Here is a 21,550-nt window from a genome sequence, read left to right as displayed (position 1 = left end):
CGATTAACGACCCTCAACCGGGAGAGACACACACAATGGCACTTATCAGCATGCGCCAGATGTTGGACCACGCAGCCGAATTCGGCTACGGCGTTCCAGCTTTCAACGTCAACAACCTTGAGCAGATGCGCGCCATCATGGAAGCCGCTGACAAGACTGACTCCCCGGTGATCGTCCAGGCTTCGGCCGGCGCTCGCAAATACGCCGGCGCGCCATTCCTGCGTCACCTGATCCTGGCCGCGATCGAAGAGTTCCCGCACATCCCGGTGTGCATGCATCAAGACCACGGCACCAGCCCTGACGTCTGCCAGCGCTCGATCCAACTGGGCTTCAGCTCGGTGATGATGGACGGTTCCCTCGGCGAAGACGGCAAGACCCCGACCGATTACGAGTACAACGTGCGCGTTACTCAGCAAACCGTGGCCATGGCTCACGCTTGCGGCGTATCGGTAGAGGGCGAACTGGGTTGCCTGGGTTCGCTGGAAACCGGCATGGCCGGTGAAGAAGACGGCATCGGCGCTGAAGGCGTTCTGGATCACAGCCAAATGCTGACCGACCCGGAAGAAGCCGCTGACTTCGTCAAGAAGACTCAAGTTGATGCCCTGGCCATTGCCATCGGCACCAGCCACGGCGCCTACAAGTTCACCAAGCCGCCTACCGGCGACGTGTTGGCCATCGACCGCATCAAGGAAATCCACAAACGCATCCCCAACACCCACCTGGTGATGCACGGTTCCTCTTCGGTTCCACAAGAGTGGCTGGCGATCATCAACCAGTACGGCGGCGACATCAAAGAAACCTACGGCGTGCCGGTTGAAGAAATCGTCGAAGGCATCAAGTACGGCGTGCGCAAGGTCAACATCGATACCGACCTGCGTCTGGCATCCACCGGCGCCATGCGTCGCCTGATGGCCACCAACCCGAGCGAATTCGACCCACGTAAATTCTTCGGCGCGACCGTGACTGCGATGCGCGATGTTTGTATCGCTCGTTATGAAGCGTTCGGCACTGCCGGTAATGCTTCGAAGATCAAACCGATCTCGTTGGAAGCGATGTACCAGCGTTATTTGAAGGGTGAGTTGAACGCTAAGGTTAACTGATTGCTCACTGTTTCAGCGGTAATAAAAACCCGTCGTTAGACGGGTTTTTTGCGTTTGATAGAAGATCTCAGCTTTTTGTAAAGGTGATGTTGTAAGTTTTACCTACATTCGGGCCGCCGCGATCAACCCGAACGGTTCCGTCTAACTTGGAATGGTTTCTGTCAGGCGATCTCAAACTGATGCTGAACACGTTGTGTTCAGGGCTCCCTGCTTCTGCTCGAAGATTAAAGGATACAGCGGATTCATCCGTTAAATTTTCATACGTGAAACTTCCATTAACTTTGAAGCTAAGCCCGTAATACTCCATGCTGCCTTGGCTTATGTTGCCCGTCTGTGGATCTGAAGAAGTTATTTTAAGTGTGGCTTCATGGCTCTCGCCGGCATCGTATACGCGACCTCTATAAGTACCATTCGGGTTGATCTGGCCCATGGTATTTCTCCTTTATTTTTTGATGAGCAGTGAATGGGTTATTTTTCCATCCGTTTTTCTGATGTTTCGATCCTGAGGTTATGAGGCAGCATGTAATTCGTCACCTGTCAGAGTTGACAGGTGTAGAGATATTTTTGCGATGAGTGGCCCGTTAAAAAGAAATAAGCATATTGTGTGGGCTGGTCAAAATGGCTGGAAAAAGTAACTAAGCAGGAAGCGTGAAAGGGATAAATTTATTTCGTCATGATTCAGTCACGGTTATTGCGAAAGTGTGAATGCTGATTTGAAATTCAGGATTAACTAAGCCTGAGCGCTAACCCGCTTATTCAAGAAACCCGCCGAGAGGCGGTTTTTTTGTGGATGGCTATTGAAGCATCCTATGCATCGAGCTTCTGAGCTTTTGGGACTAATCGATGTCGGGATTATTTCAAATGAGTATTACGAACTGTCAGATCTGACAGTGGACGGCCATTGGTGATGCTCACAAAATGAAACTTCACCTTGTGATGGAGTACACAGCGATGGCTACTAAGGATGTAACACCAAAAGGCGCGGCACCCGGCACTCTTCCAGTTGATCCGAAACCGCAACCCGAAAACCTGATCAAATCCAGAGGTCCGGCACCTGTTAAACTTCCGAAAGACAGCAAGTAAGCCTGTCATCAGAGAACCCGCATAAATGCGGGTTCTTTTTGGGTGACTACTCCTTCAACTCAACATGATCCAGCGCCTGATTCACCGCCAGTTCACCGAGCATGACCACCTGCGCGATGCCCAGCGCAGTCTTGCGGTGCGAGGTGTCGAGCATCGCAGCGAAGTTGTTGAGCATTTCGCTGGCTGAACTCAGGGTTTCGCTGGCGTTGGCCAGCAGGGATTCGGTGTTGTACTTCGGGTTGGCGAGGTACATGGCCTCGGGTTCGTGAGTGCTGGCCATGATGGCTGCGGCGGGGTTGAGGTAGTGGTCGAGGGCGCGCTCGGCGGCGTCGTGGAATCTTTTTGAGTTGGGGGATTCGTAAGGGGATGCCGGGTCGGTGACCGGCGGATGAGGCGTTGATTTAGTCATTTGCTCGAAACCTTATTGGAGTGCCCCCTCTCTGGCTACTAATCAAAGTGGAGGCAACTGTACGCAGGTTAGTAGACCGGGGTTTCGAGCAAGCCGGCGCACCCGAAGGTGCCCTGCGCACAGCTACCATCAAGCGCAGGAATCGAAATCCCTGACTGACAGATGCTTGTGCACCAAGCTTGAAACCACGGGCTACTAAACCCGGTCACTGGAAATCAGTGACGCGAATCAAGTTACCGATGGCCCTCCAGGCGCACAAGCCGGCGGATTCTGGCGTACCCGTAGGCAACGACGCAAGCTGTTGTAGGCATCCGGAAGTAACCGCCGACCGATCTAAACAACGCCGTTTAAATGCGGGGATTATTTGTCGTGATCGATATCGAGTTTGCTAAACGTCACCTGCCCACCCTCACTCGTGTACCCCGTATTGTCCTGCACATAAACCCCAGCCTTGAAATACAACGGCTTGTTGCGCCACGTCGCGCTGATCTGCGAATCCCACTGATAACCCGCCGCACTTACGCCCAGTGCGCCGCCGGGGCTTAAGTGGATGAGGTAGTTGAATTCGCGATCGAGTTTGACCCCGGTGGCGAGGGTGATGACGCGGCTTTCGTCGTCATCGGGATGCATGCGAACTTTGATCACCAGGTTGCCGGTTTCGGTTTTGGTCTTGTACTGGTATTCGAGTTTGAGCATCGGCTTCTGGCTTTCATAGGCGTGGATCTGGCCGATGACGATTTTGCCGGAGCTCGGCACTTTGTTGACCGTGAGGGTCGCGCGCAGCAGGTTGTCGGCGTCGGGGTAGTACCAATTGCGCAGGGTGCCGTTGCTATAGGTTTCGCGCAGTTCGGTGCGGGGGTAGATGGCGTTTTCGGTTTTTGACCCGGTCACCGGTGACCAGAAGAACAGGGTGCCGGTGTCGGAATGGAAGTACTGATCCTTGAAGCCTTTCACCAGTTTGGAGGTTTCGACGGTGTATGGCGGGCTGCCAACGGGAACGCTGAGGTTCCAGGTTGCGAGATCGATCATGTCGGTTCTTCCACTCAATTTTCGCTGCACGCGCGTGCCAGAAGCTCTAGCCCGCGCGTTTTGGGGCGGCCTTTATAAGCGTAGAGGGATTTTTTGTTAACCGCCGTCCGGCGGACGATTGACGTCAACATCCTGTCGAAATGCCATCTATCCCGGTTTTAGCGGGCTACAGGAGTGACCGTTAGTCGGCTAAACCTGCCATTGGTTAAATGATGGCCTGATGACAGCTACTGCTTTTGTCGATCCGCGACTAGAGTGATGGCTCAGTATGTGTACGGTTTTAACCGGAAAACCGCCTGTGGTCCCGATAAGAGAAGCAGCATGGAATGCGCGCAACCCCAGCCAGGTGAAGGCAACTCTGTCCTTTTGATCGTTGATGATTACCCTGAAAACCTGATCAGCATGCGCGCGTTGCTGCAGCGTCAGGATTGGCACGTGCTGACCGCCGCCTCCGGTTTCGAGGCGCTGAATATCCTCCTCGAACACGACGTCGATCTGGTGCTGCTGGACGTGCAGATGCCGGGCATGGACGGCTTTGAAGTCGCGCGACTGATGCGCGGCAGTCAACGTACGCGGCTTACGCCGATCATCTTCCTGACCGCTAACGAACAATCCCAGGACGCCGTGATCAAGGGCTACGCCAGTGGCGCGGTGGATTACCTGTTCAAACCGTTCGATCCGCAGATTCTCAAGCCCAAAGTGCAGGCGTTGCTTGAGCATCAGCGCAATCGCCGGGCCTTGCAGCGCCTGAGCCGGGATCTGGAATCCGCCCGGGCCTTCAATGCTTCGGTGCTGGATAACGCCGCCGAGGGCATTCTGGTTTTGGGCGAGGACGGCTTGATTCGCTTTGCTAATCCGGCGATCTCACGGTTGCTCAATGCGCCGGTGAAGGAGTTGGACGGTAAGGAGTTTCTCGATTACCTGCAGAAACCGCACATTCCCGTGTGGGCCGATTCCGAATTCCGTACAAGCTATCAGCGCGGCGAAACCCTGCGGCTGCACGATGCGCTGCTGCGCACCGCGCCGGGTCAGCAGGTGCCGGTGGCGCTGTCCTGTGCGCCTTTACCTTCCGAACAACAGGCGATGGTGGTCACGGTGCTGGACATGTCGGTGGTGCGCCATCTGCATCAGCAACTGGAATTTCAGGCCGTCACCGATCCGCTGACCGGTTTACTCAACCGTCGCGGTTTCTACCAGACCGTTGAGAACCTGCTGTTGCGCGGTGAGCGCAGCGACAGCAGTTGGGTGCTGCTGTATCTGGATCTGGACGGCTTCAAACGGGTCAACGACTCCCTCGGCCATGATGCTGGCGACCGTGTGTTGCGCTGGGTGTCCGAGCAGTTGAAGGCGTGTCTGCGGCCGTTCGATATTCTGGCGCGCATGGGTGGTGATGAATTTACCGCGCTGCTGGATCTGGAGTTTCCCGAGCAGGCGGCGAAGATTGCCGAGAAACTCATCGAGCGAGTGTCGATCTGTCAGCAAATCGAAGGGCTGGATATCGCGCTGGGCGCCAGTATCGGTATCGCGACATACCCTGATTGCGGATCGAACCTCGACGGTCTGCTGCGCGCCTCTGACATTGCCATGTACGAAGCCAAGCGTGCCGGGCGTCAGCAATATCGCTTTTACGATCATGAAATGAACGGTCGGGCGCGTTCGCGTCTGATGCTGGAAGAGAGCGTGCGCGCCGCCATCGAAAACCGTGATTTCAACCTGGTCTATCAACCGCAGGTGGCCATCGACAGCGGCCAGATTCGTGGCTTTGAGGCGTTGTTGCGCTGGCAGCACCCGAGCGTGGGTGATGTGCCGCCGGGTCTGTTTTTGCCATTGCTGGAAGAGGCGCGGCTGATCAGTCGCCTCGGCAGCTGGATTTATCATCGCGGCGCCGGGCAGCGCAAAGCCTGGGAAACCCTGTTTGCCGAAGATCTGGTGCTCGGCGTGAGTTTGAGCAACACCCAGTTCAGCCTGCCGAATCTGGTCACCGAGTTACGCCAGGTCATGGAGCGGCATTCTTTGCAGCCACGGCAACTGGAGGTCGAGGTGACCGAAGAAGCCTTGATGCAAAACCCTGACGAAACCCGCAAACAGCTGCGCCTGTTGCGCAATCTCGGGGTGCGTGTGGCGCTGGATGACTTCGGCTCCGGGCCTTGTTCACTGGCGCATCTGCGCGATCTGGAACTGGACACGCTCAAGCTCGACCGGCACCTCATCGCCCGATTGCCTGATTCGTCGCGGGACGCTTCACTGGTGAGCACAGTCATCAGTCTGTGCAAGCAGTACGGTTTGCTGGTGATTGCCGAGGGTGTCGAGACCATCGAGCAATACCAATGGCTGCAAGCTCACGGCTGCGAATATGTGCAAGGCTTCCTCGTCGCGCGTCCATTGATCGCCGAGGATGCTGCCAGCTTCGCCGAGCCGTTTGACTGGAGCGCGTTGCCCGGTTGAATTCGCTACACTGGCGCACCTTTTTCGAACCGTGTCGCCCGTCCATGACTGTGTTGAAGTACCTCCAGGCCTATCCCGCGCCATTGCAGGATCAGGTGCGCCAACTGATCGCCGACGGGCGTCTGGGTGAATACCTGGATCAACGTTACTCGGGGCGGCATGACGTGCAGAGCGACAAGGCGTTGTACAGCTACGCGCTGGATCTGAAGCAGGAATACCTGCGTAATGCTCCGGCCATCGACAAAGTGCTGTTCGACAACCGCCTCGACCTGACCCACCGCGCCCTTGGTCTGCACACCACGGTTTCACGCGTGCAGGGCGGCAAGCTCAAGGCCAAGAAAGAGATTCGTATCGCCTCGCTGTTCAAGGACGCCGCGCCGGACTTTCTGAAAATGATCGTCGTGCATGAGCTGGCGCACTTCAAAGAGTCGGATCACAACAAGGCGTTTTATAAATTGTGTGAGCACATGCTGCCGGGGTATCACCAGGTCGAGTTTGATCTGCGGGTGTATCTGACGTGGCGGGACATGCAATAACAACAGTCGCAACCAGGAAGGTGTGGATGGACGTAAGCAAGACCAAAAGCAGTTTCTATCGCCGCTTGTATGTGGCTTACCTGATCGACAGCGGTCTGGCTCCGAGTGTGCCGACGCTGACCGAAGTCACCGGCATGCCCCGGCGCACGGCGCAGGACACGATTGCCGCGCTGGCGGATCTGGATATCGTCTGTGAGTTCGAACAGGAAGAGGGCGCTCGCAACCATGCCGGGCGTTATCGGATTCGCGAGTGGGGGGCGATTGATCGGGGGTGGATCGAGAGGAATTTGCGGCAGATCAAGGCAGTGCTGGAATATCCCTGAGTCCTGAGTTGATTGGGCTGACGCCATAGCGAGCAGGCTCGCTCCCACAGGAAAATGCATTCCAAATGTGGGAGCGAGCCTGCTCGCGAAAAGGCCCTTAAGCGCGCCGCATCCCGATATGTGGAATGTCATCCTCCAGATATTCCTCACCCGCCGCCACAAACCCGTACTTGCCGTAATACCCCTGCAAATGCGCCTGCGCCGACAGATAGATTGGCACCTGCGGCCAGTGTTTCTCGGCCTGTTTCAGCGCCTGCTCCATCATCTCGTGCCCCAGCCCTTTGCCCCGTCCTTGTGGCGCGGTGATCACGCGGCCGATGACCACGTCGCCGCCCTGGGACTCCGGGTCCAGCAGGCGCAGATACGCCATCAACTGGTCATCCTCCCAACCCATCAGGTGGTAGGTGTCGCCGTCCAGGTCCTGGCCGTCGAGGTCCGGATAGGCGCATTTCTGTTCGACCACGAACACTTCCGAGCGCAGCTTCAAAAGGGCGTAGAGCTGTTCTTTGCCCAAGTCGCTGTGATGTTTGCAGACCCATTCGATTGTCATTTTCCGATTCCTTGAACGTGTCGCCCGATACTAAGCGCAGGCGCGAAAGATGTCTGTATGGCGTAAGAGTCTGTGACAAAGGTCAAAATGCCATCATTCCTTTCTCGCACCGGTGACTTCTTTGTGTAATCTGCTGGGGAGCCCTGTGCACTGGCTGCAATGAGCTAATGTTAGGGCCTGGGTTTTGCCGGTACGGGGCCTTGGGGTTTTGACTGGAAACACGCCGGGCGTGCCGCCCGCTAAGGATTTTCAAGCATGCCGCGACTGCATCGAGCTTTTGCTTTGATCGGATTGCTCTTGCTGGCCCAAGCCGCTGCAGCCGAAAAGCTGCGGCTGGTGTTTGATATCTGGCCGCCCTTTACTGACGACACGCTGGTCAACGGCGGTCTGGCCACCGACATTGTCAGCACTGCGCTGGCTCGGGCCGGTTATGCCAGCGACTATGAGCAAGTGCCATGGGCGCGGGCGCTGCTGGGTGTCGGTGAGGGACGCTACGATGTGCTGGTCAACGCCTGGTACAACGATGAGCGCACGAAATTCGGGCAATTTTCCGGTGAGTATCTGGTTAATCGCATCCGCTTCCTCAAGCGCAAAGACACGCCGCTCGAATACAACAACTTGCAGCAACTGCACACTTATCCGATTGCCGTGGTACGCGGTTACGCCTACTCGCCGCCGTTCGATGCCGATACCGCGTTGCAGAAAGTCCCTGTGCATAACTTTGCGATGGCGGTGCGTATGCTCGCGGCGGATCGGGTCAAGCTGACGCTGGAAGATGAATATGTCGCGCGGCATTACCTGGCACGGGAATCACCGAAAGTGCGCAGTGCCGTGGAGTTTTTGCCCAAGCCGTTGAGCGAGAACAGCCTGCATATCTTGGTGAGCCTGAAGAATCCGCAGCATGAGCAGATTGTCGCGGGGTTTGATAAGGCGATTGAGGCGATGAAGGCGGATGGCAGTTATGACAAATTGCTGAGGCAGCATGGGATGTGAGGCCAGTCCGGCCACCTCAAACCTCGGCAGTGTCTTTGATAAGGTGCGCCGCCAGCGTGCGCAACGGCCCAAGCTGCCGGCAGATCAGTGCCAGTTGCGTCTGTACCAACCGCTGCCCCTCATCAATCTCATCCGGCATCTGCTCCAGCTCATTGGCCAGCGCTTCTTCTTCATCACTCTGAATCGCCACCGGCTGCTTGCTCGCCAGCCCTTGGGCGATTTCATCGATGCTCGCCGCCAGTTTCACGCCGGCACCGTCAATCAAATGTTCGCGCACATCGGCCGGCAACTGAGTCTCGCGATGCGCGCCCAGCCCTGACAGATAACTGAGCAAGGTGTGCGACAGCACCAGAAAGCGGAAGCCGACATCCGCTTCCTTCCGGAAATGCCCCGGCTCCATCAGCATGTTCGCCAGCGTCGTCGACAGCGCCGCATCGGCGTTGTGCGCGTTGCGCCGGGCCAGGCGATAAGCGAGGTCGTCGCTCTTGCCGGCGGCGTATTGCTGCATGATCTGGCGCAGGTAGATGCTGTTGCAGGTCAGGGTGTTGGCCAGCACTTTGTTCAGGCGTCGACCCTGCCAGTCCGGCAGGAACAGGAACACCGTCAGGCCGGCGATCAGGCTGCCGAGCAGGGTATCGAACAGCCGTGGCAGGAACAGTCCGTAACCATCGCCGACCTGATTGAAGCAGAACAACACCATGATGGTGATCGCTGCCGTCGCCAGGGTGTAGCGGGTGGTGCGGTTGGTAAAGAACACCACCCCGGCGGCGATGGCGAAGCACGACTGCACCAGCGGGCTCGGGAACAGATCGAACAAGGCCCACGCCACGGTCAGGCCGATGGCCGTACCGAAAATCCGCTGACCGAGTTTGCGTCGCGTCGCGCCGTAGTTCGGCTGGCAGACGAACAGCGTGGTGAGGATGATCCAGTAGCCTTGCGACGGGTGAATCAAATGCACCATGCCGTAGCCGATACTCAACGCCAGCGGCAAACGCAGGGCGTGGCGGAACAGCAGCGAAGTCGGCGTCAGTTGTGTGCGCAGGCGAATCCACACGTCTTTCAGATTGCGTGGCGAGCGGTCGAGCAGGCTGCTGTCGGTGGCGTCGGCCAAGGCATCGGGGTTGCTCGCATCGCTGAGCAGACGGTCGAGGGTGCCGAGGTTGGCCGCCAGTGCGCGCAGTGACCGCAGCAGGCCGCGCCAGGCCGGATTGCTCTGGATGCGCAGGTGTTCGAGGGAGGCGTCGAGGTCGCTCAGGGCTTCGGCGAAACTGGCGTCGTAGACGAACGGCTGGCGCATCTGGATCGATTCGGCCAGCGCCCGGCAGGCCTTGCCTTGCTGGCGCAGCAGGCGCTGGCAGCGGAACAGCACGTCGCTGTGGAAGAACGCTTCGGCCAGCGCGTTGTACGGATAGTGCGAAGAGCTGGCGCGTTCGTGAATGTCCTGGGCGAGGAAGTACAGCTTCAGGTAACGGCTGACTTTCGAGCCGGGGCGACCGTTGCCGACCCGGTGCAGGATGATTTCCTTGGCGCTGTTCAGTGCAGCGACCACGCGGCCATTTTGCTGGGCCAGTTCCAGGCGCCGGGCTTCGACGTCCATCTGCCGGATCGGCTCGAACAGCGAGGATTTCAGCTTCAGGTAGAACCCGAGTTCACGGAATAACCGCGCCAGACTCTGCTGCACCGGCTGATTGGAAAACATCGCCTGCCACAGCACCGAGAGCAAGCCGTACCAAGCGGCGCCCGCCACCAGCAGCATCGGTTCATGCCAGAAATCGATCACCGCGCCACCGCGCTGATCGACGCCGATCATCGTGTACACGGAGAGAATCAAGGTCGCCGACGCGATCGCACCATAACGCTCACCGAGCGCACCGAGCATGGTCAGGCCGAAACTGGCCAGTGCCAGAGCGACGGCAAACACGATGGGGTAGGGGAAGAGTAATTCCACCGACAGCGCGGCGATGCTGAAACACACCAGCGTCACGGCGAGTGCGTTGAGGCGGCCCTGCCAACTGTCGTCGGTCTCGGCCAGGGCGCTGGCGATAATCCCCAGGAACAACGGGATCAGCAGCCCCATTTCATCCTGATACCAACACAGCGCCATGCTGCCGGTCAGGGCGATGAACACCCGCACGCTATAGCTGAATTTATCCAGCGCCCACAGGCGCCGCAAAGACTGACGAAACGAGGTAGAGGGCATGAAGTGCGAAGGCCTTCCGAGGCGATGCCGCTAAATTGAGCCAGTAATGACGCCGACGCAATGGCGCCGATCACATCTGACAGCAAAAATTGTTCCTTGATTGATGGGCATTGAAGGCCTGTATTGAAACTGTGGCGAGGGGATTTATCCCCGATGGGGTGCGCAGCGCCCCCAAATCTGTCACCTCAGTTTGTCAGACGGACCGCATTCAGGCTTTTTGGGGGTGCTGCACACCCCAATCGGGGATAAATCCCCTCACCACAAAAGCTCGCTCCCACAGGGTTTTGCATTGGGTTTGGATCAGACGTACTGCGCAGCCGCGTAACCCGAGGCCCAGGCCCACTGGAAGTTGAAGCCGCCCAGATGGCCGGTGACGTCGAGCACCTCGCCGATGAAGTACAGGCCAGGGCTTTTCAGCGATTCCATGGTCTTGGAGGAGACTTCGCGAGTATCGACACCACCCAGCGTAACTTCGGCGGTGCGATAACCTTCGGTGCCGGCCGGAACGACTTTCCAGCTCCCTAGCTTGTCGGCGATTTCCGCCAGCTCGGCATGGGTGTATTGCTTCATCGGTTTGGAGACGAACCAGTTGTCCGCCAGCAGATTGGCCATCTTCTTGGTGAAGATTTCACCGAGCAGTGTTTTCAGTTCGCTGTTCGGGCGTTCGGCCACTTGCTGTTGCAGCCATGTAGCCGCGTCGTGATCCGGCAGCAGATTTATCTCCACCGTGTCGCCGGATTCCCAGAACGACGAGATCTGCAAGATCGCCGGCCCACTGAGCCCACGATGGGTGAACAGGATGTTCTCGCGAAAACTCTGGTCGTTGCAGCTCACCAGACAATCCACGGAAGTGCCGGACAGCTCCGTGCACAAGTCCTTGAGCTGATCGGTGATGGTGAACGGCACCAGGCCTGCGCGGGTCGGCAGCAGTTCGTGGCCGAACTGTTTGGCTACCTGATAACCGAAACCGGTGGCGCCTAGCGTGGGGATCGACAGACCGCCGGTGGCGATCACCAGCGACTGGCACTGGATCTGGCCGAGGGTGGTGTCGAGCAGGTAACCGCTCTCGATTTTTTCGATGGTCTGGATCGAGGTGTCGAGGTGCAGTTCGACGCCGACCTGATCGCACTCGTCCAGCAGCATGCCGAGGATGTCGCTGGACTTGTTATCGCAAAACAATTGGCCGAGTTTTTTCTCGTGATACGGCACGGCGTGCTTGCCGACCATGCCGATGAAATCCCACTGGGTGTAGCGCGCCAGTGCGGATTTGCAGAAGTGCGGGTTTTGCGAAAGGAAATTGCTTGGTTCGGTGTACATGTTGGTGAAATTGCAGCGACCACCGCCCGACATCAGGATTTTCTTGCCGGCCTTGTTCGCATGGTCGAGCAGCAGTACCTGACGGCCACGCCCGGCGGCGGTCAGTGCACACATCAATCCAGCGGCGCCAGCGCCAATGATCACGACTTCGGTAGAGCGCAAAACGGTGTCCTCTTGGTGGATCGCTACAAAACAAACTGTGGGAGCGAGCCTGCTCGCGAAAGCGGTGTGTCATTCAACACTGATGTCGACTGACAGATTGCATTCGCGAGCAGGCTCGCTCCCACAGGGGATCTCCTTTGGATGGAAGATTGTTTACAAGATACGCACGCGCAACGAACGGCCCTTGATCTTGCCGTCGTTCAAACGCTGCAAGGCTTGCATGGCCACGGTGCGTTCAACGGCCACGTAGGCCTGGAAATCGAAGATTGCGATCTTGCCGACCTGAGCGCCGGGAATGCCGGCGTCGCCAGTCAGAGCACCGAGGATGTCGCCCGGACGCACTTTGTCTTTACGGCCAGCGCCGATGCACAGGGTGGTCATCGGCGGCTGCAACGGGGCGAGGCCCTGGGACTTGAGGTTGTCGACCTGATCCCAGTTCAGCGGGGATTTCTGCAGTTGCTCGATGGCCTGCGCGCGGTGCGCTTCGCCCGGTGCAACGAGGCTGATCGCAATGCCTTTCTCGCCGGCACGACCGGTACGGCCAACGCGGTGAATGTGGATTTCCGAGTCGCGGGCCAGTTCGACGTTGATCACCATGTCCAGTGCATCGATGTCCAGACCACGGGCCGCAACATCGGTGGCGACCAGCACTGAAGTACTGCGGTTGGCGAACATTGCCAGCACCTGATCGCGGTCACGCTGTTCCAGATCGCCGTGCAAGCCGACGGCGGAAATGCCCTTGGCGGTCAGGTGGTCGACGGTTTCCTGCACCTGCTGCTTGGTGAAACAGAACGCCACGCAGGAGGCCGGACGGAAGTGGTGCAGGACTTTGGTCACCACGCTCATACGGTCTTCCGGGGAAATCTCGTAGAAACGCTGCTCGATCTGCGTGTCATCGTGGAACGCTTCGGCCTTGACCGTTTGCGGGTCACGCATGAATTTCGAGGCCAGTTGCTTGATGCCCACCGGGTAAGTGGCGGAGAACAGCAGGGTCTGACGACGCTCTGGGGTTTTGACGATGATGTCTTCGATGGCGTCGTAGAAACCCATGTCGAGCATGCGGTCGGCTTCGTCGAGGATCAGCGTGTTCAGGCCATCAAGTACCAGCGAACCCTTGCGCAGATGCTGCTGAATGCGTCCCGGGGTGCCGACGATGATGTGTGCGCCGTGTTCCAGCGAAGCGATCTGCGGGCCGAACGACACGCCGCCGCACAGGGTCAGGACTTTGATGTTGTCTTCGGCGCGGGCCAGACGACGGACTTCCTTGGCGACCTGGTCGGCCAGCTCACGGGTCGGGCAGATCACCAGCGCCTGGCAACCGAAGTAGCGCGGGTTGATCGGGTTGAGCAGGCCGATGCCGAATGCAGCGGTTTTGCCGCTGCCGGTTTTGGCCTGGGCGATCAGGTCCATCCCCTTGAGGATCACCGGCAAGCTCTGCGCCTGGATCGGCGTCATTTGGGCATAACCGAGGGATTCGAGGTTAGCCAGCATGGCGGCGGACAGCGGCAGAGTATTAAAAGCGGTGGCGATGGTGGTCACGGGACTGGCCTGCAAAACAAAATGTCGCGCAGTGTAGCAGCCCCGTGCCACTTTCCTCGAAAGTTCTGGACGAACAGTGATTAATGTTCGATGTGCTCTTCCGGACGTTTGGCGCGCCGGCCATCTTCTTTCGACAGTTGCGAGAAGATCGTCGCGGCGAGCATCGCCATGATTCCGACCGTCACAAAGGTCAACTGGAACGCACCCAGCACGGTTTCCACGCCATCGTTGCCGATCTCCGCCGTAAAACCGCCGAGCAATGCACCGGCGCACGCCACACCGAGACTCAACGACAACTGCGCGACCACCGACAGCAGACTGTTGCCGCTACTGGCGCTGGCGTCATCGAGGTCGATCAGGGTCACGGTGTTCATCGCGGTGAATTGCAGCGAGTTGATCGCGCCGAGCACCGCCAGCAGGCACAAGAGCAACCAGTACGGCGTCTGCTCGCTGACCAGGCCCATGCTCGCCAGCATGATCCCCAGCGCCAGCGTGTTGCCGGTGAGAACGATGCGATAACCGAGGCGTTCAATCAGCGGCCGCGCCACCCACTTGGCGATCATCGCCGCAGCGGCCAGCGGCAGCATGCTCATCCCGGCTTGCGACGGTGAATAACCCAGCGCCACTTGCAGCAGCAACGGCACCAGAAACGGCAGAGCGCCGCTGCCCAGACGGGCGAACAGGTTGCCGAGAATGCCGACGGCAAAGGTGCGGGTCTTGAACAGCGATGGCGCGAACAATGGATTTTCGATATGCCCGGCGCGCAGCCAGTACGCCGCGAGACACGCCATGCCGCCGAACAGCAGCAACATCACCCGCAAGTGCGGCAGGTGCAGTTCGCCGAGGCCTTCCATGGCGATGGTGATGAGGATCATCGCCGCACCAAACAGCAGGAAGCCGAGACTGTCGAAACGCGTGCGCTCAGTGCCGCGCAGATCGGGAATGAATTTCCATACCGCGTAACAACCGATCACGCCCACCGGCAGGTTGATCAGGAAGATCCAGTGCCACGTCAGGTACTCCACCATCCAGCCGCCCATGGTCGGGCCGATCAGTGGGCCGAGCAGGCCGGGAATGGTGATGAAGCCCATGATCCGCACCAGTTCGGATCGCGGATAGGCACGCAGCACCACCAGTCGCCCGACCGGCAGCATCAGCGCACCGCCCAGGCCCTGAATCACCCGGGCCCCGACCAGCATGCTCAAGCTGCTCGACAGCGCGCAGAGCAGCGAGCCGAGGCTGAACAGCAGGATCGCGCCGAAGAAGATTTTCTTGGTGCCGAAGCGGTCGGCGATCCAGCCGGAAGCGGGAATCAGCAACGCCACGGTGAGCATGTAGGCGATGACCACGCCTTGCATGCGTAACGGGTCTTCGGCCAGATCCCGGGCCATGGCCGGCAGGGCGGTGTTGAGGATGGTCCCGTCGAGGGACTGCATGAAGAACGCGATGGCGACGACCCACGGCAACCAGCGTGCGGTGATGGCGTCGAGAGGCGGGCGGTTGGGCATGGAACCTCTTGTGGGTTAATCCGAATTCTTGTTCTGAAATGAAACCCTGTGGTGAGGGGATTTATCCCCGATGGGGCGCGTAGCGGCCCCCGCTTTTAAAATCAAATGCGGGGGCCTGCTGCGCAGTCCATCGGGGATAAATCCCCTCGCCACAAAGCTCATTCCAACATTTGATCCCCGGTGTGCCGGGGATTTATGTTTACAGCGTTAGCGTCAATCGGCTCACCAGCGCGCCCGGCAATAGCGCCGACGAAGTATTGCGCTGGCTATACGTGCTCGCCGACAACAACATCTCGCGCTCGGCGGTCAGCGCTTCCAGCTGCGAACCGAGCAGGTTGTAAGCGCTGTCATCAAAACGCATGGTGCTGACCGGCGCCTGAATCTCGCCGTTCTCGACCCAGAAGGTTGCGAAGCGAGTCATGCCGGTGAGGCGCGCCGCCGGTTGATCCGAGAAGTTCAGGTACCACAAATTGCTGATGTACAGCCCGGTGCCCAACTGCTTGAGTATCTCCGCTTGCGACAGATCACCGGCCGCCATATTCAACGCACTCGGTGCTTCACCGCCGCCGGCGCCGTTGGCGGTCAAGCCGTATTCGGCGGCACTGCGCGACCCGACCAGTTGCTCGCCGGCCTTGCCTTCGATGATCAGCCGCAGATCGCTGCGCGGATAACCCTCCCCGGAAAACGCCGGGCTCAGTGAACCGCTGACTTTCTCATCCAGCGACACCAGTGGGCTGAATGTCTGATCGCCGGCATACAGCTTTTGCAGCGGGCTGCTTTTGCTGGCAATCGACTGTGCCGAGAAACCACCCCAGCACAACATGCCCATGATTTCTTCCAGTGCGGCGGGTGCCAGGTAAGCGCGGTACTGCCCCGGTGCCAGTGTGCGCAGCGGGCGACCGAGAAACTCAAGCTGCTCGCGGGCCTGCTGGAAACGCTTGGCGAAGCCTTCGCGGCTCCATTCGTGCCCGGCGTAGCTCGCCTTCACCGCTTCGCCATTTTCATGGAACAGGCTGAAGTCGAAATTGAAGCTGTTGGCCTGATGCCAGCCAAATGCACCCGCAGAGCTGGCGAAGCCACGGCTGATCGGGCCGGCCGCATAGAAGCCGACCAGATCCAGACCTTCAGCAGCAGCGCAGATTTCTGCCACGACCTGCTCGGTGTCAGGCAGCGGATGTTCCTGGATGTTCTTGCTCTGCCAGCCGTTGTGGTTGAGCAACAGATACGGATCCTGCGGCAGCAGCGGCAGGGTTTCGCGCAGTTGTTGCAGGCCTTCGGCAAGGCGTTGCAGGTCGGCTTCCTGATCACCGGACAGGGTGATGTGCAGGTCGGCGTGGCGGCCGTCGTTGATCAGTTTCAGGCCAACCTCGGCTTGCTGCACTTGCCCGGCCTGCCGCACCTTGGCGTGGTTGAAACGCACGAATGCCGAGGATTCGGCGGCGTAGCTGAGGGTGAACTGCTCGGGCTCGCGCACGCTGTCGCGCAGCCAATTGACCATGACCTTGAAGGCGTCGGACTGACTCTTCGAAATACTCATCAGGCGTCTCCCCCAAATACATCAACGTTGCTGAATACGCAGGCCGGTGAAGCGTGGCCGACGCGGATTACCTGGTTCGGTTCGCCTTTGCCGCAGTTTGGCGTGCCCAGCACCTTGACGGTGTTGGCATCGCCGACAGCGCGCAGGCTCTTCCAGAAGTGCGCGGAAATCGCCCGGTAGTTGGGGTTTTTCACCACGCCTTTGAGTTCGCCGTTTTCGATCAACTGACCCCATTCACAGCCGAACTGGAATTTGTTGCGCGCATCGTCAATCGACCACGAACGGTTGGTGCTCATCAAAATGCCGTGCTCGATCCCCTTGATCATCTGCTCAAGTGGCTGGTCGCCCGGCTCGATGTTGAGGTTGGCCATGCGGTCGATCGGCGGGCGGTTCCAGCCGCAGGCGCGGCTGTTGGCGACGCCGTCGAGCCCTGCACGGAACTGCGACAGTGCACCGCCCAATGGCCGCAGTAACAGGCCTTCGCGAATCAGGAATTGTTTGCTGGCCTTGGTGCCGTCGTCGTCATGGCCGTAGCTGGCGAGTTCTTCGGGAATACCCGGATCGAACGTCACGTTGAGCAGTTTCGAGCCGTATTGCAGGCTGCCGAAGTCGCTGGCTTTGACGAAACTGGTGCCTGCGTAATTGCGTTCATCGCCGAGGATGCGGTCGAGTTCCAGCGGGTGGCCGATGGACTCGTGGATCTGCAGCATCATCTGGTCGGGCATCAGCAGCAGGTCGCGCGGGCCTTGCGGGGTGTTCGGTGCGAGCAGCAGTTGCAAGGCCTGATCGGCGACTTGCGGGCCGGCGCCGATCAGGCCGCAGCGGCTGATCACATCCGCGCCGCCCTGCTGGCCGAAGTTCTCACGGCCGAGGCTGCGGGTCTGGCTGTCGTTGCCGTCGTAGGCGGTGACGTCGAGGCTCGGGTAGACGAAGCGCTGGGCCTGGCGCAGTTCGGCGCCGGCGCTGCTCAGGTAGATCTGCTCGACGTGGGTGATGCCGATGCTCACTTCCCAATTCACCAGGCGCTCATCCTTTGGCACCGAGGCGGATTCGGCGCCGAGCAGCTCAAAGCATTCGCTCAGGGACGGGAAGGGTTGGTCAAGATTGGGTGAAAAGTAATCGGCGCGGTCGCTCGAAACCGGCTGATCGCGCAGGTCGAGCAAGGCGTGGGGCTTGAGCGCCCGGGCCTGCTGTTCGGCGCGCTCGAGGGCGGCTTGCAGGCCTTGTTGCGAGAGGTCGTTGGTGGCCGCGTAGGCCTCGACACCGTTGACCCGCACCGTGAGCATCGCCCCTTCGTCGCGGCTCAGGCTCGGCGGTTCGGCAACGTTCTTGCGCACCGACAGGTACTGGCCGGACTCGCGTACATACCGCAGGGAAAAGAATTCAGCGCCCGTGCGCAAGGCAGCGAAGCGCTGCTTGAGCTGGGGGTGGAAATCGAACATTCGGGAACCTCCTTGTTATGGAGTAGCGGGGCATTGCGATTCGGCGGGGAGGGGGGAAGCGGTCGCGCGAGGTCTAGAGTAGGCCTGCGTGGGGGTAGGATCAAGTGAAGAGGGGGTGTAGGAGGATTTACTTGAAGAAGAGGGATTTGTGCTGAATGTGAGGGCCCCTTCGCGAGCAGGCTCGCTCCCACATTAAATCCTGAGCGCTCACACATTTTGTGTTCACTGGAGATCTACTGTGGGAGCGAGCCTGCTCGCGAAGGCCGCGCCTCGGTATTACGTCTTACTGAGCAACAGGCGTGATATCACGCATCGGTTTGCCCTTCACTGGCGCATCGCCCGCAACGTAGTAAGCAGCGGTGCTACGCGGCAGCGGCTGGCGGCCACGGATCTTGTCGGCGATTTTCTCGGCCATCATGATCGTCGGCGCGTTCAGGTTGCCGGTTGTGATGATCGGCATGATCGACGCATCGACCACACGCAGGCCTTGCATGCCGTGCACACGACCTTCGCCATCGACCACAGCCATCTCGTCGGTGCCCATCTTGCACGAGCAGGACGGGTGGAACGCGGTTTCGGCGTGCTCACGAATGAACTTGTCCAGCTGTTCATCAGTTTGCACGTCGATGCCCGGGCTGATTTCGCGGCCACGGAAGGCGTCCAGTGCAGGCTGTTGCATGATTTCACGGGTCAGGCGGATGCCGTCGCGGAATTCCTGCCAGTCCTGCTCGGTGGCCATGTAGTTGAACAGGATGCTCGGATGCTGACGCGGATCCTTGGATTTGACCTGGATGCGACCACGGCTTGGCGAACGCATGGAACCCATGTGCGCCTGGAAGCCGTGCTCTTTCACCCCGTTGCTGCCGTTGTAGTTAATCGCCACCGGCAGGAAGTGGTACTGGATGTTCGGCCATTCGAATTCCGGACGCGAACGGATGAAACCGCCGGCCTCGAACTGGTTGCTGGCGCCGATGCCGGTGCCGTTGAACAGCCATTCGGCACCGATGGCTGGCTGGTTGTACCAGAGCAGCGACGGGTACAGCGAAACCGGTTGGGTGCAAGCGTATTGCAGGTACAGCTCAAGGTGATCCTGCAGGTTTTCACCGACGCCCGGCAGATCGTGGACGACCGGAATGTCGAGGCTTTCCAGCAGTTTCGCCGGGCCTACGCCGGAACGCTGCAGAACCTGCGGCGAAGCGATGGCGCCGGAGCACAGCAACACTTCTTTACGCGCTTTGACTTCAACGCGTTCTTCAGCATCACCGACCAGGTAGCGCACGCCGACCGCACGCTTGCCTTCGAACAGGATCTTGTCGGTCAGGGCGTGGGTGACGATGGTCAGAGTCGAACGCTTTTTAGCGGTGTCGAGGTAACCACGGGCGGTGGAAGCACGACGGCCATTCGGCGTCACGGTGCGGTCCATCGGGCCGAAACCTTCCTGCTGGTAACCGTTCAAGTCTTCGGTGCGCGGGTAGCCGGCTTGTACGCCAGCTTCAACCATGGCGTGGAACAGCGGGTTGTTACCCGCCTTCGGCGTGGTCACGCTGACCGGGCCTTCGCCACCGTGGTAGTCGTTCGGGCCGATGTCGCGGGTTTCGGCTTTGCGGAAGTACGGCAGGCAGTCGAGGTACGACCAGTTTTCCAGGCCTGGCAGTTTCGCCCAACCGTCGTAGTCCATCGCGTTGCCGCGGATGTAGCACATGCCGTTGATCAGCGAGGAACCGCCGAGGCCTTTGCCGCGACCGCATTCCATCCGGCGACCGTCCATGTGTGGCTCTGGATCGGTTTCGTAGGCCCAGTTGTAGCGACGGCCTTGCAGCGGGAACGCCAGGGCAGCCGGCATTTGCGTGCGGAAGTCTAAACGGTAGTCCGGGCCGCCTGCTTCGAGCAGCAGAACGGTGACGCCTTCGTCTTCAGTCAGACGGGTCGCCAGGGTGTTACCGGCCGAGCCGGCACCGATGATGATGTAATCGAATTCTTGGGACATTGAATGCACCCTCTTTGAAGTTGGTCAGGTCAAGATCGCCGGGACCCTGCAAAGCCTGTGGTGAGGGGATTTATCCCCGATGGGCTGCGCAGCAGTCCTGAAATCAGCGATTGAGATCTATCTGGAGAACTGCAGGGTCTGGAAGGGGGCTGCTTCGCAGCCCATCGGGGATAAATCCCCTCGCCACAATCAGAACACCGAGACGTAATCGCCCAGCTCGACCTGTACCGATTTGATGCGAGTGAAGTTGTTCAGCGAGCTGATGCCGTTCTCACGACCCACGCCCGACTGCTTGTAACCGCCCACCGGCATTTTTGCGTCGGACTCGCCCCAGGCGTTGATCCAGCAGATACCGGCTTCCAGTTGATGAATCACGCGGTGAGCGCGGTTCAGGTCTTTAGTGACGATACCGGCGGCCAGGCCGAAGTCGGTGTCGTTGGCGCGGCGGATCACTTCTTCTTCGGTTTCGTAGGAGAGGATCGCCATGACCGGGCCAAAGATTTCTTCACGGACGATGGTCATGTCGTCGGTGCAATCGGTGAACACGGTCGGAGCAACGAATGCGCCTTTGGCGAATTCGCCGTCGGTCAGACGCTCGCCGCCACACAGGACACGGGCACCTTCTTCTTTACCCTTGGCGATGTAACCCAGCACGCTTTCCATGTGCGGGAAGCTGACCAGTGGGCCGAAGTTGGTGTTTTCGTCTTCCGGGTTGCCGACGCGGATGCGTGCAACGCGCTCAACGATCTTGGCTTCGAAAGCAGCTTTCAGGTGGCTAGGCACGAATACGCGAGTACCGTTGGTGCAAACCTGACCGGAGCTGTAGAAGTTGGCCATCATCGCGGTGTCGGCAGCGCGATCGAGGTCGGCGTCGTCGAAGATGATCAGCGGGGATTTGCCGCCCAGTTCCATGGTCACGTCTTTGAGCGACGAAGCCGAAGCGCTGGCCATTACTTTCTTGCCGGTGTCGGTGCCGCCAGTGAACGAGATCTTCTCGATGCGCGGGTGCTCGGTCAGCCAGGTGCCGACTTCACGGCCGCTGCCGGTCAGCACGTTGAACACGCCATTCGGTACGCCGGCTTCGGTGTAGATCTCGGCCAGTTTCAGGGTGGTCAGCGAGGTGACTTCGCTTGGCTTGAAGATCATCGCGTTACCGGCCGCCAGGGCTGGAGCGGATTTCCACAGCGCGATCTGGATCGGGTAGTTCCACGCGCCGATACCGGCAACCACGCCCAGCGGCTCGCGACGGGTGTAGACGAAAGCGGTGTCACGCAGCGGGATCTGCTCACCTTCGATGGCGGGTACCAGGCCTGCGTAGTATTCCAGCACGTCAGCGCCGGTGACGATGTCGACGTACTTGGTTTCGGAGAAGGCTTTACCGGTGTCCAGA

At 59.3% G+C, this 21,550-nt stretch carries 17 protein-coding genes; 5 read left to right on the top strand and 12 right to left on the bottom strand.

Features of this window, described 5'->3' with window-relative positions:
• Positions 1-35: 35 nt before the first annotated feature.
• A complete protein-coding gene (gene fba, locus ACIOVB_RS23375; protein ID WP_003177554.1) occupies positions 36-1,100 on the top strand; it encodes a class II fructose-bisphosphate aldolase in 1,065 nt (354 codons plus the stop codon).
• 67 nt (positions 1,101-1,167) lie between these two features.
• On the opposite strand, the gene ACIOVB_RS23370 is transcribed toward fba, so the two are convergent.
• The 3 genes from ACIOVB_RS23370 to ACIOVB_RS23360 all read right to left on the bottom strand — a co-directional run bounded on the left by ACIOVB_RS23370 (position 1,168) and on the right by ACIOVB_RS23360 (position 3,621).
• The gene (locus tag ACIOVB_RS23370) at positions 1,168-1,530 is read right to left on the bottom strand and encodes a hypothetical protein (protein WP_401271792.1); all 363 of its coding nucleotides are present in this window, start codon (positions 1,528-1,530) and stop codon (positions 1,168-1,170) included.
• Between the two features lie 699 nt (positions 1,531-2,229).
• Positions 2,230-2,592 (bottom strand): DUF6124 family protein, encoded by a 363-nt coding sequence (locus ACIOVB_RS23365; protein WP_401271791.1) that lies wholly within the window; start codon positions 2,590-2,592, stop codon positions 2,230-2,232.
• Between the two features lie 360 nt (positions 2,593-2,952).
• Positions 2,953-3,621 (bottom strand): polysaccharide lyase family 7 protein, encoded by a 669-nt coding sequence (locus ACIOVB_RS23360; protein WP_187679692.1) that lies wholly within the window; start codon positions 3,619-3,621, stop codon positions 2,953-2,955.
• Positions 3,622-3,942: 321 nt separating this feature from the next.
• Here ACIOVB_RS23360 and ACIOVB_RS23355 point away from each other — a divergent pair, with 321 nt between their 5' ends.
• The 3 genes from ACIOVB_RS23355 to ACIOVB_RS23345 are packed head-to-tail and all read left to right on the top strand — an operon-like array spanning position 3,943 to position 6,925.
• On the top strand, positions 3,943-6,066 hold the full coding sequence (locus ACIOVB_RS23355; RefSeq protein ID WP_401271790.1) for a putative bifunctional diguanylate cyclase/phosphodiesterase: 2,124 nt from the start codon (positions 3,943-3,945) through the stop codon (positions 6,064-6,066).
• A gap of 44 nt (positions 6,067-6,110) precedes the next feature.
• Entirely contained in the window at positions 6,111-6,602 is a 492-nt protein-coding gene (locus tag ACIOVB_RS23350) for a M48 family metallopeptidase (protein WP_401271789.1), read from the top strand.
• A gap of 26 nt (positions 6,603-6,628) precedes the next feature.
• On the top strand, positions 6,629-6,925 hold the full coding sequence (locus ACIOVB_RS23345; RefSeq protein WP_007913779.1) for a helix-turn-helix domain-containing protein: 297 nt from the start codon (positions 6,629-6,631) through the stop codon (positions 6,923-6,925).
• Positions 6,926-7,022: 97 nt separating this feature from the next.
• Here the strand turns inward: ACIOVB_RS23345 and ACIOVB_RS23340 are convergent, their stop codons facing one another.
• Positions 7,023-7,475, bottom strand: coding sequence for a GNAT family N-acetyltransferase (locus ACIOVB_RS23340; RefSeq protein WP_401271788.1), 453 nt, complete (start codon positions 7,473-7,475; stop codon positions 7,023-7,025).
• 255 nt (positions 7,476-7,730) lie between these two features.
• Here ACIOVB_RS23340 and ACIOVB_RS23335 point away from each other — a divergent pair, with 255 nt between their 5' ends.
• Entirely contained in the window at positions 7,731-8,468 is a 738-nt protein-coding gene (locus ACIOVB_RS23335; RefSeq protein ID WP_401271787.1) for a substrate-binding periplasmic protein, read from the top strand.
• 16 nt (positions 8,469-8,484) lie between these two features.
• On the opposite strand, the gene yccS is transcribed toward ACIOVB_RS23335, so the two are convergent.
• The 8 genes from yccS to betB all read right to left on the bottom strand — a co-directional run.
• Positions 8,485-10,668 carry a YccS family putative transporter gene (gene yccS, locus ACIOVB_RS23330; RefSeq protein WP_401271786.1) on the bottom strand — a complete coding sequence of 728 codons (2,184 nt, stop codon included), beginning with the start codon at positions 10,666-10,668 and terminating at the stop codon, positions 8,485-8,487.
• A 300-nt stretch (positions 10,669-10,968) separates the two neighbouring features.
• Complete coding sequence (locus ACIOVB_RS23325) at positions 10,969-12,147, bottom strand: NAD(P)/FAD-dependent oxidoreductase (protein ID WP_187679686.1); 1,179 nt, start codon at positions 12,145-12,147, stop codon at positions 10,969-10,971.
• A 153-nt stretch (positions 12,148-12,300) separates the two neighbouring features.
• Entirely contained in the window at positions 12,301-13,686 is a 1,386-nt protein-coding gene (gene dbpA, locus ACIOVB_RS23320; protein WP_187679685.1) for an ATP-dependent RNA helicase DbpA, read from the bottom strand.
• 80 nt (positions 13,687-13,766) lie between these two features.
• Entirely contained in the window at positions 13,767-15,194 is a 1,428-nt protein-coding gene (mdtD, locus tag ACIOVB_RS23315) for a multidrug transporter subunit MdtD (protein ID WP_401271785.1), read from the bottom strand.
• Positions 15,195-15,393: 199 nt separating this feature from the next.
• The gene (locus tag ACIOVB_RS23310; RefSeq protein WP_401271784.1) at positions 15,394-16,731 is read right to left on the bottom strand and encodes a TldD/PmbA family protein; all 1,338 of its coding nucleotides are present in this window, start codon (positions 16,729-16,731) and stop codon (positions 15,394-15,396) included.
• Positions 16,731-18,173 (bottom strand): TldD/PmbA family protein, encoded by a 1,443-nt coding sequence (locus ACIOVB_RS23305; protein ID WP_401271783.1) that lies wholly within the window; start codon positions 18,171-18,173, stop codon positions 16,731-16,733. The genes ACIOVB_RS23310 and ACIOVB_RS23305 overlap by 1 nt, the downstream gene beginning before the upstream one ends.
• A 283-nt stretch (positions 18,174-18,456) precedes the next feature.
• Positions 18,457-20,160 (bottom strand): choline dehydrogenase, encoded by a 1,704-nt coding sequence (gene betA, locus ACIOVB_RS23300; RefSeq protein WP_187679681.1) that lies wholly within the window; start codon positions 20,158-20,160, stop codon positions 18,457-18,459.
• Between the two features lie 189 nt (positions 20,161-20,349).
• Positions 20,350-21,550, bottom strand: a 1,201-nt coding sequence (gene betB / locus ACIOVB_RS23295) for a betaine-aldehyde dehydrogenase (RefSeq protein WP_401271782.1), incomplete at its 5' end; no start/stop codon positions are given.

Origin of the sequence: Pseudomonas sp. NPDC087639 (assembly GCF_044743385.1) — a bacterium.
Classification (GTDB): Bacteria; Pseudomonadota; Gammaproteobacteria; order Pseudomonadales; family Pseudomonadaceae; genus Aquipseudomonas.
The sequence above is the reverse complement of the archived record's forward strand: the minus strand, read 5'-3'. Positions and strand labels throughout refer to the sequence as shown.

Excerpts from the sequence above, each read along its gene's own strand:
- fba (WP_003177554.1), top strand. The coding sequence starts at position 36 with ATGGCACTTATCAGCATGCGCCAGATGTTGGACCACGCAGCCGAATTC.
- ACIOVB_RS23370 (WP_401271792.1), bottom strand. The coding sequence starts at position 1,530 with ATGGGCCAGATCAACCCGAATGGTACTTATAGAGGTCGCGTATACGAT.
- ACIOVB_RS23365 (WP_401271791.1), bottom strand. The coding sequence starts at position 2,592 with ATGACTAAATCAACGCCTCATCCGCCGGTCACCGACCCGGCATCCCCT.
- ACIOVB_RS23360 (WP_187679692.1), bottom strand. The coding sequence starts at position 3,621 with ATGATCGATCTCGCAACCTGGAACCTCAGCGTTCCCGTTGGCAGCCCG.
- ACIOVB_RS23355 (WP_401271790.1), top strand. The coding sequence starts at position 3,943 with ATGGAATGCGCGCAACCCCAGCCAGGTGAAGGCAACTCTGTCCTTTTG.
- ACIOVB_RS23350 (WP_401271789.1), top strand. The coding sequence starts at position 6,111 with ATGACTGTGTTGAAGTACCTCCAGGCCTATCCCGCGCCATTGCAGGAT.
- ACIOVB_RS23345 (WP_007913779.1), top strand. The coding sequence starts at position 6,629 with ATGGACGTAAGCAAGACCAAAAGCAGTTTCTATCGCCGCTTGTATGTG.
- ACIOVB_RS23340 (WP_401271788.1), bottom strand. The coding sequence starts at position 7,475 with ATGACAATCGAATGGGTCTGCAAACATCACAGCGACTTGGGCAAAGAA.
- ACIOVB_RS23335 (WP_401271787.1), top strand. The coding sequence starts at position 7,731 with ATGCCGCGACTGCATCGAGCTTTTGCTTTGATCGGATTGCTCTTGCTG.
- yccS (WP_401271786.1), bottom strand. The coding sequence starts at position 10,668 with ATGCCCTCTACCTCGTTTCGTCAGTCTTTGCGGCGCCTGTGGGCGCTG.
- mdtD (WP_401271785.1), bottom strand. The coding sequence starts at position 15,194 with ATGCCCAACCGCCCGCCTCTCGACGCCATCACCGCACGCTGGTTGCCG.
- ACIOVB_RS23310 (WP_401271784.1), bottom strand. The coding sequence starts at position 16,731 with ATGAGTATTTCGAAGAGTCAGTCCGACGCCTTCAAGGTCATGGTCAAT.
- ACIOVB_RS23305 (WP_401271783.1), bottom strand. The coding sequence starts at position 18,173 with ATGTTCGATTTCCACCCCCAGCTCAAGCAGCGCTTCGCTGCCTTGCGC.
- betA (WP_187679681.1), bottom strand. The coding sequence starts at position 20,160 with ATGTCCCAAGAATTCGATTACATCATCATCGGTGCCGGCTCGGCCGGT.